Origin of the sequence: Pseudomaricurvus alcaniphilus, from assembly GCF_011440395.1 — a bacterium.
GTDB classification, from domain to species: Bacteria; Pseudomonadota; Gammaproteobacteria; order Pseudomonadales; family Cellvibrionaceae; genus Pseudomaricurvus; species Pseudomaricurvus alcaniphilus.
The window spans coordinates 64,010-80,567 of sequence record NZ_JAAOIX010000005.1; the positions used below are offsets into that span (position 1 = coordinate 64,010).

17 protein-coding genes are annotated in these 16,558 nt (G+C 59.3%); 7 read left to right on the forward strand and 10 right to left on the reverse strand.

Features of this window, described 5'->3' with window-relative positions; translation table 11 throughout:
- Positions 1–36: 36 nt before the first annotated feature.
- The gene (locus G8764_RS11735; RefSeq protein ID WP_166164836.1) at positions 37–1,260 is read right to left on the reverse strand and encodes an argininosuccinate synthase; all 1,224 of its coding nucleotides are present in this window, start codon (positions 1,258–1,260) and stop codon (positions 37–39) included.
- 238 nt (positions 1,261–1,498) lie between these two features.
- The gene (locus G8764_RS11740; RefSeq protein WP_166164837.1) at positions 1,499–2,428 is read right to left on the reverse strand and encodes a flagellar protein MotY; all 930 of its coding nucleotides are present in this window, start codon (positions 2,426–2,428) and stop codon (positions 1,499–1,501) included.
- A 172-nt stretch (positions 2,429–2,600) separates the two neighbouring features.
- Between G8764_RS11740 and pyrC the strand changes: the two genes are divergently transcribed.
- The 5 genes from pyrC (at position 2,601) to G8764_RS11765 (ending at position 7,514) form a co-directional block, all read left to right on the forward strand.
- A complete protein-coding gene (pyrC, locus tag G8764_RS11745) occupies positions 2,601–3,644 on the forward strand; it encodes a dihydroorotase (protein ID WP_166164838.1) in 1,044 nt (347 codons plus the stop codon).
- On the forward strand, positions 3,641–4,306 hold the full coding sequence (gene rnt / locus G8764_RS11750; RefSeq protein ID WP_243748760.1) for a ribonuclease T: 666 nt from the start codon (positions 3,641–3,643) through the stop codon (positions 4,304–4,306). Before pyrC ends, rnt begins: the two co-directional genes overlap by 4 nt.
- Positions 4,307–4,836: 530 nt before the next feature.
- Positions 4,837–5,046 (forward strand): bacterioferritin-associated ferredoxin, encoded by a 210-nt coding sequence (locus G8764_RS11755; RefSeq protein ID WP_166164839.1) that lies wholly within the window; start codon positions 4,837–4,839, stop codon positions 5,044–5,046.
- 359 nt (positions 5,047–5,405) lie between these two features.
- Positions 5,406–5,876, forward strand: a complete 471-nt coding sequence (bfr, locus tag G8764_RS11760) for a bacterioferritin (RefSeq protein ID WP_166164840.1) — start codon at positions 5,406–5,408, stop codon at positions 5,874–5,876.
- Positions 5,877–6,242: 366 nt separating this feature from the next.
- Positions 6,243–7,514 (forward strand): aspartate aminotransferase type Ic, encoded by a 1,272-nt coding sequence (locus G8764_RS11765; RefSeq protein ID WP_166164841.1) that lies wholly within the window; start codon positions 6,243–6,245, stop codon positions 7,512–7,514.
- Positions 7,515–7,657: 143 nt separating this feature from the next.
- Here the strand turns inward: G8764_RS11765 and G8764_RS11770 are convergent, their stop codons facing one another.
- From G8764_RS11770 to G8764_RS11780, 3 genes are all read right to left on the reverse strand, one after another.
- Positions 7,658–8,218, reverse strand: coding sequence for a hypothetical protein (locus G8764_RS11770; protein ID WP_166164842.1), 561 nt, complete (start codon positions 8,216–8,218; stop codon positions 7,658–7,660).
- A gap of 100 nt (positions 8,219–8,318) precedes the next feature.
- Positions 8,319–8,975: a class I SAM-dependent methyltransferase gene (locus G8764_RS11775; RefSeq protein WP_341806377.1), complete on the reverse strand. Its 657-nt coding sequence runs from the start codon at positions 8,973–8,975 to the stop codon at positions 8,319–8,321.
- Between the two features lie 14 nt (positions 8,976–8,989).
- Positions 8,990–9,136, reverse strand: coding sequence for a hypothetical protein (locus G8764_RS11780; protein WP_166164843.1), 147 nt, complete (start codon positions 9,134–9,136; stop codon positions 8,990–8,992).
- Between the two features lie 136 nt (positions 9,137–9,272).
- Here G8764_RS11780 and G8764_RS11785 point away from each other — a divergent pair, with 136 nt between their 5' ends.
- The gene (locus G8764_RS11785; protein ID WP_166164844.1) at positions 9,273–9,608 is read left to right on the forward strand and encodes a hypothetical protein; all 336 of its coding nucleotides are present in this window, start codon (positions 9,273–9,275) and stop codon (positions 9,606–9,608) included.
- A 61-nt stretch (positions 9,609–9,669) separates the two neighbouring features.
- On the opposite strand, the gene G8764_RS11790 is transcribed toward G8764_RS11785, so the two are convergent.
- From G8764_RS11790 to G8764_RS11810, 5 genes are all read right to left on the reverse strand, one after another.
- A complete protein-coding gene (locus G8764_RS11790) occupies positions 9,670–10,011 on the reverse strand; it encodes a hypothetical protein (RefSeq protein WP_166164845.1) in 342 nt (113 codons plus the stop codon).
- Positions 10,012–10,039: 28 nt separating this feature from the next.
- Positions 10,040–10,633, reverse strand: a complete 594-nt coding sequence (locus G8764_RS11795; protein WP_243748761.1) for a 1-acyl-sn-glycerol-3-phosphate acyltransferase — start codon at positions 10,631–10,633, stop codon at positions 10,040–10,042.
- Positions 10,634–10,675: 42 nt separating this feature from the next.
- Entirely contained in the window at positions 10,676–12,259 is a 1,584-nt protein-coding gene (locus tag G8764_RS11800) for a peptide chain release factor 3 (protein WP_166164846.1), read from the reverse strand.
- Positions 12,260–12,501: 242 nt separating this feature from the next.
- Positions 12,502–13,374: an SDR family oxidoreductase gene (locus G8764_RS11805; protein WP_166164847.1), complete on the reverse strand. Its 873-nt coding sequence runs from the start codon at positions 13,372–13,374 to the stop codon at positions 12,502–12,504.
- 480 nt (positions 13,375–13,854) lie between these two features.
- On the reverse strand, positions 13,855–15,132 hold the full coding sequence (locus G8764_RS11810; protein ID WP_243748762.1) for an MATE family efflux transporter: 1,278 nt from the start codon (positions 15,130–15,132) through the stop codon (positions 13,855–13,857).
- Positions 15,133–15,539: 407 nt separating this feature from the next.
- On the opposite strand from G8764_RS11810, the gene G8764_RS11815 reads away from it, so the two are divergent.
- Entirely contained in the window at positions 15,540–16,469 is a 930-nt protein-coding gene (locus G8764_RS11815; protein WP_207951844.1) for a hypothetical protein, read from the forward strand.
- The last annotated feature ends 89 nt before the right edge of the window (positions 16,470–16,558 follow it).

The window sequence follows — 16,558 nt, forward strand, 5'->3', positions numbered from 1 at the left end:
GCCAAACCGGGCGGGACAACATCCCGCCGGTGCCGGCTAGTCCATTTTTCGGCCTTTGCCAGCCGCAATTTTCAGGCGCAGCGCGTTGAGCTTGATAAAGCCGGCCGCATCTTTCTGGTCGTAGGCGCCGGCGTCGTCTTCAAAGGTGGCCACCCTGGCGTCGAACAGGCTGTCTGCCGAGCGCCGCCCCACAACACTGACCGAGCCCTTGTAGAGCTTGACCCGCACGTCGCCGTTGACCGCTTGCTGGGACTCGTCAATAGCGGCCTGCAGCATCTTGCGTTCCGGGCTCCACCAGTAGCCGTTGTAGATCAACTTGGCGTACTTGGGCATCAATTCGTCTTTCAGGTGCGCCGCTTCCCGGTCCAGGGTCAGGGATTCGATCGCCCGGTGCGCCTTCATCATCACAGTGCCCGCGGGGGTCTCATAGCAGCCGCGGGATTTCATGCCCACGTAGCGGTTTTCGACGATGTCCAGCCGGCCGACACCATTGGCGCCGGCCACCTTGTTGAGATGCGCCATGACTTCGGCGGCAGTCATCGGCTCGCCATCGACGGCAACGATATCGCCGCGCTCGTAGGTCAATTCGACGTAAGTGGGTTCATCCGGAGCGTTTTCCGGTGCCACGGTCCAGCGCCACATCTCCGGGTCGTGGGCTTCCCACCAGGGATCTTCGAGGTTGCCGCCCTCGTAGGAAATGTGCAGCAGATTGGCGTCCATGGAATAGGGCGACTTTTTCTTGCTGCTGGCATAATCCACCGGGATATTGTGGGTCTCACAGTATTTCATCAAGGTTTCACGGGAGGTCAGGTCCCACTCCCGCCAAGGGGCGATCACCTGGATGCCCGGCATCAGGGCGTAGGCGCCCAGCTCAAAGCGGACCTGGTCGTTGCCCTTGCCGGTGGCGCCGTGGGAGATGGCATCGGCACCGGTTTCCCGGGCGATCTCCACCAGCCGCTTGGCAATCAGGGGCCGGGCGATGGACGTGCCGAGTAAATACTCACCTTCGTAAATGGCATTGGCACGGAACATCGGGAAGACGAAGTCCCGGGCAAACTCTTCGCGCAGGTCGTCGATATAGATTTCCTTGACGCCCATCGCCCTGGCCTTGGCCCGGGCCGGCTCAACCTCTTCACCCTGGCCGATATCGGCGGTAAAGGTAACCACCTCACAGTTGTAAGTATCCTGCAGCCAGCGAACGATAACCGACGTATCGAGGCCACCGGAATAGGCCAATACGACTTTGTTAATGGTAGACATAATCTCTCCAGGGCAATCGGCAAATGCACATCAACAGCTGCACCGGCAAGCCAATCCAGCTCGCCGCACAGATTAATTTCGGGCGCGAATTGTAGCCGTTATTGACGCCAAATCCCAGTACCCGGAAAAATTAAGGGGGAATTCAGGCAGAGATTATCAGCAGAACAAACAGAGGAAAAGCTGGAGGAGCAAGCGGCTTGCCCGACGGGCGCTGCCCGGAGCAGCCGTCACCCCGTGCTCAGCCGGCGCCACCCGGCTCAGTGCGCGCCAGTGTCGGCACAACCGGGCCCGCGGTCTTTTCCAGGCGAATGGTGACCCGGCGATTCTTGCCGCGGCCACTGGCGTCGCGATTGCTGGCCACCGGGTAGCGTTCACCGTGCCAGCGGGTGGTAATGCGCTCGGCGGAGATGCCGCGCTTGACCAACAATTCCGTGACCATTTCCGCACGCTGGCGGGACAGCTCGAGATTGTCCTCGCGACTGCCGTCACTGTCGGTGTGACCATCGATAAAAAACGACTCGACACTGCGGTCCGCCTGCACATAGAGGGCGATGCGGTCGAGCTTGACCTCCTCCGCCGCCGCCAGGCTGGCACTGCCGGCGCGGAAGTAGATGGCGGTGCGTCGAATCTGCTCGAAATTTACTGGCAGCAAGGCCGCCAGGCAGTTCAGGTACTGACCGTAGGCCGCCTGGAAATTTACCGTACTCAACACCACCCGGGAAGACGCCTCCGCCGGGTACCAGGGCGCCCGGGTAAATTCCACTTCGCGCCCGTCGAACAGCACCTCCAACAGCTGCGCCGCGTACTTGTCGTCCAGCACGATGGGCGCCTTGCCGCGCGCCACCGGCACATAACCCAGGTCTTGCGCCGCAACCCCGGGTTTCCACAGCGGGGGCTTTGCCACCAACGCCGCCTTGCCCGACTCCAGTCGCGGCGTGCTGGACTGCAGGCGGAAGCGCGCCGCCTCCCCCGCGCCCCGCTCAAATACCGCCTGGCCGTAAAAGGGAATGTTGTGACTGAGCTTGCACTCGAAGATGGAAGCGTTCACTTCCCAGCTGGACTCGTCCATAGCGGCCTGGTAGCGGGACCCCAGCACCATACCCGACCACAGCGCCAGCAGCACCCCGACCAGCCCAACTGCCTCTCTCGATCGCCACTTCAATACCATGCCAAGCCTACCCCATCGCCAATTTTTTGCCGGACTCACCCGCAATAACCCCGGATTCACCGCCAATAGCAAGAGTATCGGCCGACTGGCCCTGTGCTTTAACGCCGTTTTTCGGTAGCATTCCCCCCTTGCACTTCCGCTTTGATTTTCGCCCATACGGTTACCGCTTTCCATGACTGACTCCATCACCCTGATCCGCCCGGACGACTGGCACATTCACCTGCGTGACGGCGCTGCCCTGGCCAATACCGTCGCCGACGCCGCCCGCAGCTTCGGTCGCGTTATCGTAATGCCGAACCTGGTGCCGCCGGTCAGCAACGCCGAGCAGGCCGTCGCCTACCGCCAGCGCATCGAGCAGCACATTCCCGCCGGCAGCTCGTTCACCCCGCTGATGGTGCTCTACCTCACCGACAATACCAGCGCCGAACAGATCCGCGCCGCCAGAGCGGCAGGTGTGGTTGCCTGCAAGCTCTACCCGGCCGGCGCCACCACCAACTCGGACTCCGGCGTTACCGACCTGAAAAACATCTACCCGGCCCTGCAAGCCATGCAGGAGGAGGGCATGCTGTTCCTGATCCACGGCGAGGTGACCGATGCCGACATCGATATATTCGACCGGGAACAAGTCTTTATCGAGCGTCACCTGGTGCCGCTGGCGGCGGATTTTCCGCAGCTGAAGATGGTGCTGGAGCATATAACCACCGCCGACGCCGTCGACTTTGTCAGCGCTGCCGGCCCCAATATCGCGGCCACCATCACCGCTCATCACCTGCTGTTTAACCGCAACCATATGCTGGTTGGCGGCATTCGCCCGCACTACTACTGCCTGCCGATTCTCAAGCGCAGCCGCCACCAGCAGCGCCTGATCGAAGCCGCCACCAGCGGCAATCCGCGCTTTTTCCTCGGCACCGACTCGGCCCCCCACACCCGTTCTCGCAAGGAGGCGGCCTGCGGCTGTGCCGGCGCCTACACCGCCTACCACGCCCTGGAGCTGTACACCCAGGCCTTTGACCAGGCCGGCGCCCTGCCACAACTGGAAAACTTTGCCAGCGTATTCGGCGCCGACTTCTATGGCCTGCCGCGCAATACCGACACCGTCACCCTGGAAAAGATCGACTGGCAGCTGCCGTCCCAGCTGCCGCTGGGCGACGACTATGTCTGCCCGCTGCTGGCCGGTGAAACCCTGCCCTGGAAACTGCTTGGAGCGGACTCTTGAGCTCATTGGAAACAGTGGTCGAGCCCGGCTCCGACCAGTCCAAATCCCCGCTGGCAAAGCGCTTTCGCGGTTTTTTGCCAGTGATCGTGGATGTGGAAACCGGCGGCTTTAACGCCCACACCGATGCCCTGCTGGAGGTTGCCGCGGTCACCCTGCGCATGGATGAACAGGGCTTGCTGCACCGCCACCAGACCTTCGACTACCACATCGAGCCGTTTGAAGGGGCCAATATCGAACAGTCGGCACTGGATTTTACCGGCATCGACCTGGAGCATCCGGACCGACCGGCGGAGCCGGAGATGATGGCACTGCCGGAGCTGTTTCGCTCGGTGCGCAAAGCGGTAAAGGAGCACGGCTGCACCCGCGCCGTGATGGTCGCCCACAACGCCCACTTCGACCTCGGCTTTATCAACGCCGCCGCCAATCGCTGCGACATCAAACGCAACCCCTTTCACCCCTTCAGTTGCTTTGATACCGCCACCCTCAGCGGGCTGGCCTTTGGCCATACCGTGCTGGCCAAGACCTGCCAACTGGCGGGGCTTGAATTTTCCAACAGCAAGGCTCACTCCGCCGCCTACGATGCGGAAAAGACCGCCGACCTGTTCTGCATTATCGTCAATCGCTGGCAGGCGCTGGGTGGCTGGCCCCCCGCGGCGGACTGAACCGGTCCGCCCGGCCCAACCGGCTCAACTACTTCTATTTACTCAAGTTTCGGAGTTCATTCCACCGCGCCGGGCGGGGCAGTCCCTTCCAGGACACGCTGCAAGTACGTCCCTGTAAGCTCGGCGTCGGCATCCATGCCTCCGACGGTCCCGGAAGGGACTGCCCCGCCCGGCTTTAGTGCTAGCGAATTGGCTTACGAACTCCGAAACTTGAGTATTTAGTACTTCTGGTACTTCTGTAGTCCTTTCAGCCGGCCGGTCTTGTCGCCGGCCGCGCACCATGTAAACCGTTCACAGGTGAAATATATAGCCACTGGCAATCGCATCCGAGCCCACCAATGAGAATAGATCTCATAAGTTATTGACAATAATTATCGTTTAGATTAACTTTAGCAAACTTGATTTGATTGAGTATTCAGGGGTTGTTGATACAGATCAGTACGCCTGCCACAGCGGGCATGCACACTTGACGCACGATATTCGCTTGACCCCATTACATGCCACTTAACCAGATAGCGCCGGTAGCCACTATGTACGTATGCCTTTGCAAGGGAATCACAGACAACCAGATCAAGGACGCCGTCTACGGTGGTGCCAGTAACCTGCGCGCTGTACGCAAGCAACTTGGGGTAACGACCCAATGCGGTAAATGCGGCATCTACACCCAGCAACTTATCGCCGAAACCCTCAATGCAGCCACCGTCGGCGGCCAGGAGAGCCAGTTCTACGCCGCCGGCTGAGACGCCACGGGTATCTACCGTCAGGCATCTCGCAGCAGTCTCACTAAAATGCACCCGCCCCCGGGCCCGCTTCGGTGCAGCTCTCTCCCGCACTGTTTCCGTTCGACCTGAACCTCAGCCACTGTGCTCGAGCACCGCGCCCAGCCAATGGGGCCGGCCCATGTGGTCGACTAATGGGGGAATCAGGCTGCTGCGCTTGACAGCCTCAACACCCGGTTTCACACTAGCGGCCATACCGGCACGACCCATTATCCGGCACCGCCAATTAATCGGCACCATCAACTAACAGCAAAAACCGTGACCAGGTACAGCGCGAGCCCCTGCGTCGACCACACCCACCCCCAGCGAGGAGAACACCCATGAAAGGTGATCCCAAAGTCATTGAACACCTGAATAAAGCCCTGGGCAACGAACTGATCGCCATCAACCAATACTTTTTACACTCGCGCATGTACAAGGATTGGGGCCTGAAGGAACTGGCCGAGCACGAGTACGAAGAATCCATCGATGAAATGAAACACGCGGACAAGCTGATCGAGCGGATCCTGTTCCTGGAGGGGCTGCCCAACCTGCAAGACCTGGGCAAACTGCTGGTCGGGGAGAACACCCTGGAGATGCTCGAGTGCGACCTGAAGCTGGAAATGCAAGCCATTCCCGACCTCAAGGATGCCATTGAGTATTGCGAGTCGGTGCGCGATTACGTCAGCCGCGACCTGTTTGCCGACATCCTCGACTCCGAGGAAGAGCACGTGGATTGGCTGGAAACCCAGCTCAGCCTGATCGACAAGGTGGGCCTGCAAAACTACCTGCAATCGCAAATGGAATCCTGATCACTCGAGCCCTGGCTGTGGCGCCCCCGGCTGTGGGCGCCCGCTCTCGCCGGGCGCAGCTCACCTTGGCCAGACACTCCTCTCTACTGCCCACCACACCTAACCTCTACAATCCGCCAAAGCACGGCCAACCGCCAAAGCACCGCCCACAAGCCGACCTCTGGCACTGCCGTGCCCCTGAAAGTGGATTTCGCCACCTCTCGCCCGGGCCGCACTTCGACCCTTCCCCCAACCCTGTTGCCACCGCCGCTCGATTTAGCTGCCGGGAATGTTTCGCTGTGGTGAAATCTGCAGTTATAATCCGCCCCCGGCGCGAGCGCTTTGCGGTCGCCAATCCACTACCCCCTTGCCCCGAGGAGTTTGCCCGTGCAACTGGACCAAGCCACCCCTGTACAACTTCGTGAATGGGAAGCCGCCCTGGCATCTGAATACCAATCACTGCAGCAACAATCCCTGAACCTGGACCTGACCCGCGGCAAACCGTCAACCCAGCAGCTGACTCTGTCCGACGCTTTGGACGGCATTCTCGCGGGCAATTACAAGGCGGCCGACGGCACCGATGTGCGCAATTACGGCGGTTTGAACGGCATTCTCGAAGCCCGGCAACTGGGCGCCAATATTATGCAAGTCGAGGTCGACACGGTGCTGGCGGCGGGCAATAGCAGCCTGACCCTGATGTTCCAGGCGGCGCAGTTTGCCCTTCACTTCGGCCTGCAGGGCGCCGCCTCGGCCTGGAAAAACAAGGGCGAAGTGACCTTCCTCTGCCCGGTTCCCGGCTACGATCGCCACTACACCGTGTGCGAGCAGCTGGGCATCAAGATGGTCACCGTACCCATGTTGGCGAGCGGTCCCGACATGGACAAGGTGGAGGCCATGATCAAGGCGGATGCCAATATCGTCGGCCTCTGGTGTGTACCCAAGTACTCCAATCCCACCGGCGTGGTCTACAGCGATGAAACCGTGGAGCGCATCGCCCAGCTGGGCAAAATTGCCTGCCCCGAGTTCCGCGTGTTCTGGGACAACGCCTACGCGGTGCACGACCTGGTCGACAACCCGCCGCAACTGCTCGACATTGCCGCGGCCTGTCGCAAGCACGGCACCGAAGACAGTGTCCTGCAGTTTGCCTCCACCTCGAAAATCACCCACCCCGGGGCCGGGGTCGCTTTCCTGGCCGCCTCAGCCGCCAACCTGAAAGGCTTCACCGCCGCCCTCGGCACCACCACTATCGGCCCGGACAAGGTCAACCAGTTGCGCCACGCACACTTGCTGCCCGATAGCGCCGCCATCCGGCAGCAAATGGACAAGCACGCCGCCATTATCAAGCCGCGCTTCGCCTGTGTCTTGCAACACCTGGACAAGGCATTTGGAGACAGCGACCTGGGCAATTGGGAAAAGCCCCTCGGCGGTTACTTTATCTCCTTCGATACCCAGCCCGGTTGCGCCAAAGCAGTGGTCAAGCTGGCGGCGGAAGCCGGCGTCAAACTGACCCCCGCCGGCGCCACCTTCCCCTACGGCCAGGACCCCGAGGACTGCAATATCCGCATTGCCCCGACGGTGCCCAGCGTCGCCGAACTGGAGCAGGCCATGCAGGTCTTTGTCACCTGCGTCAAGCTGGCCTCGGTGCGAGCGCGCCTGTAATTCCTGTAACTGTAATAATTCCTGTAGTTGTAATAATTCCTGTAGCTGTAAATTGTCGCTTTGATTACCGGGGCAAGCCGCTTCGGTAATCGGGGCAGGCAACCCCGTCAGGCGCCGGTCACTGGCGTCGCGGCAGTGCTGGCTCAGCCCAGCTTATCCAGGTGCTCCACGATCACCCGCTGAATACCCTGCCGCTCCAGTGGCGACAAGTGCTGGAGCCGATGCAGGTGCAGACAGTGCAAGTGCAGACAGGGTGTCTCCGCCCGCAGCTCGCGCAGATCGCCCTTCATTATTATCGGCAGCAGCGGCTTGTCCAGCGGCCGCCGCTTATTGATAACCCGCAACCCGGTGTGCAGCGGTACAGCGCGAAAACGCGACTTGTTATCCCGGGCAGGTATCAGCAGGTACAGGCCCTCCCGGCCGACAACATCGCCGTGAATAATATTCAGGCCCGTGGCCGTCACCGCCGCGGCTGGGATATTGTTGAAGATATCGTGATGGGCGAAGGGATTGGGCAAAATCACCAGCTGACGGCGCTCGTGCTTGGGGAAAAAGATATTGTAGTTGGTGTAGAGTTGCTCAACGGAGTCCGAATAGACACAGATTTTGTTTTCAAACCCCATGACAAAATCCACCGCTCGCTGGCGCTGCTTAATTGAATCAAGCCCCCAAACCAGGTCCCGGTTGTCCGTCGTCAAATCCACGCAAATCTCCTGATCAACGCATTGCCAAATAAAAGTGCGCTAGTGTAGTCGCTGGCACCCGGCGACGGAAGTCGCCCGGTATGGGAATGTTAACTGCCGCTCAACCGGCCAGCGCCTGGTAGAGCCGCACGTCGCGATACTCGGGCGACTCGTCGAGGTCTGGCAGGGTACACCCCTGTTGCCGGGCAACTTGCCGATAGGGAGGAAAATCAAAATTCTTGACCCGGGAATCCGCCACCACCACCGCGCTGGCGCGCTCGATAAAGCGCCCGAGCCAGGGCAGGTTGTCCCGATCATAGAGCACGTCGGCAACAAAGATCACATCCACCGCCCCCTCAATCGCATCAAAATCGTCACTGGTGTCGATTGCCACCCGGTTGAGGCGTCCATTTTCCTCGATCGCCAACCGCGCCATGGGATCGATGTCACACGCCACTACTTCGGCAGCGCCGGCCCTGGCGGCGGCGATCGCCACCACACCGGAGCCGCTGCCGAAATCAACCACCCGTTTGCCGCGCACCAGCTGCGGATTGCGCATGACATACTCAGACAGAACCAGGCCGGAGGCCCAGCAAAAAGCCCAGTAGAAGGGTTGCTCCATAAGCTTCAGGGCGGCCTCTTGCGGCAACCTGTCCTGGGGGTAATCCGCATTCATCAGGTAGAGCTGGATGCCGGTGCCATTGGCCAGCTCAAAGGCTTCTATTCTCGCACTCGGCAGCACCTCGAGTACGGCGCTGGTTAACTTGTCGCTAATCACTCATTGCCTTCCAGTTAGCTTTTCAGTAACCCTTCCACTACCGGCCAATACCAGCCAGTGACCATCGAGCTGACCAGGTTCACTCGCGCTTTGCCCAGCGCGTCACAAAAGCCCTGCTCGATATAAGCCACCGCTTCTACAATTCCGGATCGATGCCCCATTGATCTAAAAAGCGTGCAGGCTTAACAGCCCCACAGGCCGCTGTTTGCCACAATAACCCCAACATCCATGCAATATCCATGGCTGCCGCAACAGTCACAACGTCAGCCCAACAGAGCCAGCCACAGGGGTCGCAAAATGATACAGCCATCCAACACCACCGCAAAGCTTATCGCCATTGCCGCGCTGCCATTGCTGGCTCTGCTGGCACCGCTCAGCAACGCCAACAATGCCTATGAAAGCGAATGGATACAAGCGTTAAAATACGCCCATCGGGACAACGGCCGCTCCCTGCCGATCAACGACTGGCGCCACGAGGAGAGCGTCAAGATTAATAGCGAAGATCTGAAAAAGTGGGTAGCCGGTACCAACCACTACCAGGCGCAGCGCTCGCGGCTGCAGGTGTCACCGGTCAATTACCAGGCCGACGTCAGTGCGCACAAACTGCAAGTGCGGATTTTCCGCCGCTTTTAACTGCTATTTTAATTGTTGCCTGGTTTGGACCCGACGCGCAAATTATCGCGAGCCACAATGACTAGCCAGGGTCGAACCCGCGCAACTCGTCGAGCAGGCGCCTGACCTGCTGCAAACCGTCCTTGCTGAGCAGGTAGGACGAGCCGCCATCGCCAATGTAATACAACTCGTCGATCTGCTGGCACTGCTGCCGAATCGCTTCCAGGCGCGCATCGTGGGAAATGGGAATATCACAAAATACCCGCCAGTCGTTGGCTGTGGCCTGCCCCAGCAGTACCCACTCGAGCAGCCGCGCCACCTCGGTTGCTGTCAGGCGGTAGTGTGGCGTGCGCACCCAATACAATACGGCAAAAACCCCCGCACACACCAGTACGCTGAGCAGGCAAGAGATTAGCAAGGTCATGAGTCAGCGCGACCGCAGCAGCACCGGCTTACAAGTGGTACTGCGGATTGACGCCGGAGAACTTGTGATTCATATATTCGCGCAGTTCAGCGGCCTGGGTGGTGTGATCACCGGTGGCCTCAAGCACCTTGTCGATAACAATGGTTTGGGTGGTGCCATCAATGCCCACTAGCAGGATCGGCACCCGGGCTTCGTGGGCGATGCGCAAAAAGCCGGTTTTCCATTTATCCACTTTTTTGCGCGTGCCCTCGGGAGTGATACCGAGCCAGACTCCATCGTGCTCCCGAAACCATTTTACCGCGCCGCGAATAATGGACTGCGGCCGGCTGCGATCGATGGGAATACCGCCGATGTCCATAAAGAAACCTTTCATTGGCCAGAAGAAGGCCTCCTGCTTCATCAGGTAGGACAGCTTCAGGTCTAGTGCCAGCCACACCGAGGCGGCAATGACAAAATCCCAATTGGAGGTATGCGGCGCCAATACCACCACCACCTTGCGCTCGTTGGGCAACTCGCCAACCAGCTTCCAGCCGCGCAAGCGCAAGAACAGGCGGCCCAACCCTTGCAGCCAAGGCGAGCCGCGGCGGGGCATATTTTCCGGGATGATAACTTCCACACTCATACCCTAGCGCTCCTCGCAATGTATTATTTTTACAGGCATATTTCAGTGTTCACGAGTTGATCGAAAGACGACATCAGGATGCCGCTCTTGCGTTAAGGACAGATTAACCCGGGTAGGCGCCAGATAGGTCAGGTGACCGCCGCCGTCAATGGCCAGATTTTCCTCACACTTGCGTTTCAGCTCAGCCATTTTCTTATCGTCATCACAGTCGACCCAGCGCGCAGTGTTGACGTTAACCGGCTCATAGATGGCTTCCACCTTGTATTCGTCCTTGAGGCGGTAGGCAACCACTTCAAACTGTAGTACACCAACTGCACCGACGACAATATCATTTGAGCTGAGAGGAAAAAACACCTGGGTCGAACCCTCTTCCGCCAATTGCTGCAAGCCTTTCTGCAATTGCTTGGTTTTGAGCGGGTCTTTGAGGCGGATACGGCGAAACAGTTCCGGGGCAAAATGCGGGATACCGGAAAACTTCAGGTCCTCCCCTTCCGTAAAAGTATCGCCGATCTGGATAGTACCGTGATTGTGCAGGCCGATGATATCACCGGCGATGGCCTCTTCCACCTGGCTGCGGTCGCCGGCGAGAAAGGTCACCGCGTCGGCGATCTTGACGTCCTTGCCGATACGAACATGGCGCATTTTCATGCCCTTGCTGTAGCGGCCGGAGCAAACCCGCATAAAGGCGATGCGGTCGCGGTGCTTGGGATCCATATTGGCCTGGATTTTAAACACAAAACCACTGAAGGCCGGATCCGCGGCGCTGACGTGACGCGTGCTCGCCTCGCGCCCGAGGGGCGGTGGCGCCCATTCCACAAAGCCGTCGAGCATTTCCCGAACTCCGAAATTGCCCATTGCCGAGCCAAAAAATACCGGCGTCATGCGCCCGGCCAAATACTCCTCGACGTCGAACTCGTGGGTGGCGCCGCGCACCAGCTCGATCTCCTCACGCACATCATCGGCGTAGGCACCCAGTAATTTCGAGGCCTCGGCGCTGTCGAGCCCCTGAATGCGCAGATCGTCATTGATACGGTGCCCCATTCCCGCCTGGTAGACGTGAATGGTGTCGGTGTAGAGGTTATAAACCCCCTTGAACTCCTTGCCCATACCCAGCGGCCAGTTGATCGGTGCGGCCGATATTTTTAGCACCTCTTCGATCTCGTCCATCACTTCAATGGGATCGCGAATATCCCGGTCCATCTTGTTGACGAAGGACAGGATTGGCGTATCGCGCAGGCGGCACACCTCCATCAGCTTGATGGTGCGATCCTCCACGCCCTTGGCGCCATCGATCACCATCAGCACCGAGTCCACCGCGGTCAGGGTGCGGTAGGTATCTTCGGAAAAGTCTTCGTGACCGGGGGTGTCCAGCAGGTTCACCACCCGCCCCTTGTAAGGAAACTGCATCACCGAGGAGGTGACCGAGATGCCCCGCTCCTGCTCCATGGTCATCCAGTCGGAGCGGGCGTGGGGCCCGCGTTTGCCTTTTACCGAGCCGGCCAGCTGGATCAGGTTGCCGAACAGTAACAGTTTTTCGGTGATCGTCGTTTTACCCGCATCGGGGTGGGAGATAATGGCAAAAGTACGCCTCTTGCGTATCTCGTCGGCGATATATTTTGAAGACATTCTTGCTGGTTCCCGGGAATTAGCCGCAACTGACGCGGGTATAACCCCTGCAATTTTGGTGAAATTTAAAAATTGCGCGATTATACACGAGCTTGGCGCCTGCGACCGCCTCTTTCAGTGGCTATTCAGCTGCTATTCAGCCGCTATTGCAGCGGCACCAGCAATCCGTGCCTGCTCGCCAAGCCAACATCGAGCCAACACCAAGCCAACACCGAGCCAACACCACTATTACAGGGCCCACCTTAAAACGCGGTGGTATGCACCCCCGGGGGCGGGGTCGCGTCGTCCGGCACGAAGAAATCCGTGGCCAGGTCGCTGCCGGCCACACAGCGGTAAGGTTCGAAGTCGGTGACGCCACCCAGTTCGTAAAGCAGGGTATCGTCGATACAGAAGTTACCGCTGAAACTGGCGGCCGGCTGGGTCAGGATGCAGTGCGCAGCATCGGCCATAATCTCCGGTTTGCGGCTGCGTGCGATCAACGCCTTGCCGCCTTCAATGCCAAACTCAATGGCCGCAGTGGCGATAGGTGTTCGCGGCCAGAGAGCATTAAAGGCGACCCCGGCCCGCTTGAACTCTGCCGCCATACCCAGCACCACCATACTCATACCAAACTTGGCCATGGAATAGGCGACGTGACGGGCGAACCACTTGGCCTGCATGTCCAGCGGTGGCGACAGGGTCAGCACGTGGGGGTTGGCCGCCCTCTGCAGGTGCGGCAGACAGAGCTTGGAGGTTAAAAAGGTGCCGCGCGCATTGACCTGGTTCATCAGGTCCCAGGATTTCATGCTCACGCTCTCGGTATCGACAAGATTGATGGCGCTGGCGTTATTAATGCAGATATCAAGCCCGCCAAAAGTGGCCACCGTCTTCTCCACCGCCGCGGCCACCGACTCCTCCGAGCGCACGTCCACCACCAGTGGCAAGGCCCGCCCGCCGAGGGCCTCAATCTCTTCTGCGGCGGTATAGATGGTGCCAGGCAAATAGCGATGGGGTTCTGCGGTTTTGGCGGCGATGGCAATACAGGCGCCGTCGCGGGCCGCCCGCTTCGCGATTTCCAGGCCAATGCCGCGACTGGCGCCGGTGATAAAAATAACTTTATCTTTGAGTGAACTCATATTGTGGCCTCCGCAGTGGTGGTTGTCATTTCCTGTTGATGCATTTCATGTACATTTCAGGTGCATCTCACCTGACAACCATGCGCCTTTTGGTGGCATATTGTCCAGCCGCAAGCGCCTCTTTCAACCAGACATAGTTTTTTCAACCAGGCATAGTTTTTCCTAATTACCACCTAAGCTAAGCATCGTGCAGCCGGCACTATGTTAGGTCTGGCTTCGGGGGCTTGCTTTCAAGACCCTCGACAGCAGGGATGCTGTCGTGGAGCCTCGAGCCCGCCCCGCGAGCGGAGCGAGTGCTTTGGGTGCATGGATGGAAGCTGAGCCTGCCCCGCGAGCGCAGCGAGTGCTTTGGGCACGGCGAGTCTTGAAAGCAAGTCCCTGGAGCCAGGCCGGGAGCAAAGCTGCTGTCCCAAGGGCTACAGGGTATATGTTTGCTATCGCCGATAGCTGGCTTATTCATAGGCGTAATTAGGTAGTTTTTCAGCCATGCATAGTTTTTTTCAGCCAGGCATAGCCCAGCAACCCCACCAGCAGGTTGGCGATGGCGGTACCGAGGAACAAGCCCTTGAGCCCGAATAGCCACTGCCCGAGCAGTGCCAGCGGCAGGTACAGCACCAACACCCGTAGAATAGAAATTGTCATCGCCGGCAGCGGCAAGCCGAGGCCGTTAAACGCGGCATTGACAGACATCACCAATCCGTAAGCACCGTAGCTGATGGGGACGATCCACAAGTAGACCGCGGCGATCGCAATTACTTCGCTCGAATCACTGAACAGGCCAGCCAGGAATCGCCCCGCCAGCGCCAGCAGCAGCGCCAACAGCAACCCGAATACCAGGCTGAAGCGGACTATGGCGCGCAGTGCCTGCTGCTGGCGAGGCCGTAAATGGGCGGCCATATTCTGCCCCAGAAACGGCCCGATAACCCCGGACAATGCGTAAAAGGCGATCAACACCACCGGCTCAATGCGCACCGCCACACCATAACCGGCTACCGCATCGACCCCGTGCCCGGCCACCAGCGCCACGGTAATACCGCTGGCCAGGGGAATAATCATATTGGTGGCCATGGCGGGCAGGCCAATGTGCAGCACTGAGCGCCAGGAAGCCAACAGATTCGACCACTGACGGTGCGGCCAACTGGTGAGCTGCAAGCGGCAACTGACCCAATAGAGCGAGACAACACCGATAAGGCCGCGGGTAATTAGGGTGGCCCAGGCCGCCCCGGCAATCTCCAGTCGAGGCACCACTCCCCAACCAAAGATCAGCAGCGGATCGAGCAACAGGTTGAACAGCGCCGCCACCAGCATCAGGTTACCCGCCACCTGGTTGTGGCCCGCCGCCCGCATCAGCGCTGACAACGCCATCGGTACAATCACAAACGGGGTATTGAAATACCAGATTTCCATATATTGCCGAATCAATGGCAGCAGTGCCGGTTCGGCTCCGAGCAGCGTAAACAGCGGCTCGATGGTGAGCAGGCCCAGCACCATCATCACCACGGACAGCGCCAGCGCCAACAGCAGGCTATCGGCGGCGACCTGGCGGGCATCCGCCACGCGCTCTTCGCCCAGCAAGCGGGCAATAACCGAGGAGGTGCCAGCTCCCAGGCCAATGGCCAGACTGGTCACCACCATCACCACAGGAAAGGTAAAACTCATGGCCGCCAGCTGGGCGCTGCCCAATTGGGCGACAAAATAGGTGTCCACTGCGTTGAAGGACATAGTGGCCAACAGCCCCCATACCATGGGCAGGGACATGTGGTACAACACCCACCCGGGGTCGCCCTGCGTAAATGAAACTGCCGGTTTTGCCATCGCTAGTGCTACCGAAGATCCTTTGTTTTGCCGAAGATTGTAGCGCCAGCAATAAAAAGCAGCTGTGCCAGGTGATCATAAAGGGCGCTATTAAAACACAGAACCGGGTCCCATCGCGGTTGAATGTGGGGTTGCCGGGGGCAATACTGGCAGGTGAATTGCATTCCAAATACGGTGCTGTATAAAGCTCTGGGGCAGGTGGTGTTTGCCGAGGCTGATTGGCCAACCGCTCGCGCACCTCCGCACAGCCTCTCCTGTTGATGTTTGCAGGTCGATGCAGCAACCTAATACGCCAAGATTCAGCCATTGTTCACACGCCCTGTCTTTCAATCACGCGCCGAGTCATAACCATGAAACCATTGAACCTCGAAGCCTTTCTCAACAGCCACAAACTGCCCGCCAGCTATGGCGACCTGATCCAGCAGCAGTTCCTGCCCGTGGCGGCCACCATAGCCAAACAGCGACAGGTTGCCGCGCGCCCGCTACTGGTGGGTATCAACGGCTGCCAGGGATCTGGCAAAACCACCCTCGCAGATGCCCTGGTAATGCTGCTGCAGGAAGTGCACAACTTGCGCGCCCAGGCTGTATCCATTGACGATTTCTATCTCACCAAAGCCGAACGGGAGCATCTCGGCAACAGCGTCCACCCGCTGCTGCGCACCCGCGGCGTCCCCGGCACCCACGCCACCGAACTGGCCCGCCAGACCCTCGCCGCGCTCACCGCACCAGAGAAGACCACCGTAGCGGTGCCGCGCTTTGATAAAGCCAGCGATGATCGCCAGCCCGAGGAGCAGTGGCCCCGGGTGGAAAGCCCCCTGGACGTGGTGATCCTGGAGGGCTGGTGCGTGGGGGCGACACCGCAAAGCCCGGCGCAATTGCTCGACCCGGTCAACGACCTGGAAAAATACGAAGACCCGGATGGAGTCTGGCGCCGCTACGTCAACGACACACTGGAAGCGGACTACCAGGCCCTGTTTCACCTGATGGATGTGTGGGTCATGCTGAAAGCGCCCTCCTTCGACACCGTGTTTCGCTGGCGCCTGGAACAGGAGGACAAATTGCGAGCCGTTAAACAGAGCAGCGGTGCAGACACCTCGGGCCTGATGTCAGCCAAACAGGTTGAACGTTTTATCGGGCACTACCAGCGCATCACCGAGCACACCCTGAAAACCATGCCCAACCGGGTGCATTTCCTGTTCAAGCTGGACCAGCAGAGAAATATTACCGACCAGTTGAACCCGAGAAAGCTGGAGCTGGATATAGCCTCTAAACAAGGCTGAGTTAATCCGGAGCCACCCGGGCAATCAGGGCTGAGCAACCCCTGGAGCCAAAACCCTTTGGTCTAATTTAACTATCCGGTACAAAAGGC

Bases quoted from the DNA above. Each gene is read 5' to 3' on its own strand.
- G8764_RS11735 (WP_166164836.1), bottom strand. From the start codon at position 1,260: ATGTCTACCATTAACAAAGTCGTATTGGCCTATTCCGGTGGCCTCGAT.
- G8764_RS11740 (WP_166164837.1), bottom strand. From the start codon at position 2,428: ATGGTATTGAAGTGGCGATCGAGAGAGGCAGTTGGGCTGGTCGGGGTG.
- pyrC (WP_166164838.1), top strand. From the start codon at position 2,601: ATGACTGACTCCATCACCCTGATCCGCCCGGACGACTGGCACATTCAC.
- G8764_RS11755 (WP_166164839.1), top strand. From the start codon at position 4,837: ATGTACGTATGCCTTTGCAAGGGAATCACAGACAACCAGATCAAGGAC.
- bfr (WP_166164840.1), top strand. From the start codon at position 5,406: ATGAAAGGTGATCCCAAAGTCATTGAACACCTGAATAAAGCCCTGGGC.
- G8764_RS11780 (WP_166164843.1), bottom strand. From the start codon at position 9,136: ATGGGGCATCGATCCGGAATTGTAGAAGCGGTGGCTTATATCGAGCAG.
- G8764_RS11785 (WP_166164844.1), top strand. From the start codon at position 9,273: ATGATACAGCCATCCAACACCACCGCAAAGCTTATCGCCATTGCCGCG.
- G8764_RS11790 (WP_166164845.1), bottom strand. From the start codon at position 10,011: ATGACCTTGCTAATCTCTTGCCTGCTCAGCGTACTGGTGTGTGCGGGG.
- G8764_RS11795 (WP_243748761.1), bottom strand. From the start codon at position 10,633: ATGAGTGTGGAAGTTATCATCCCGGAAAATATGCCCCGCCGCGGCTCG.
- G8764_RS11800 (WP_166164846.1), bottom strand. From the start codon at position 12,259: ATGTCTTCAAAATATATCGCCGACGAGATACGCAAGAGGCGTACTTTT.
- G8764_RS11805 (WP_166164847.1), bottom strand. From the start codon at position 13,374: ATGAGTTCACTCAAAGATAAAGTTATTTTTATCACCGGCGCCAGTCGC.
- G8764_RS11810 (WP_243748762.1), bottom strand. From the start codon at position 15,132: ATGTCCCTGCCCATGGTATGGGGGCTGTTGGCCACTATGTCCTTCAAC.
- G8764_RS11815 (WP_207951844.1), top strand. From the start codon at position 15,540: ATGAAACCATTGAACCTCGAAGCCTTTCTCAACAGCCACAAACTGCCC.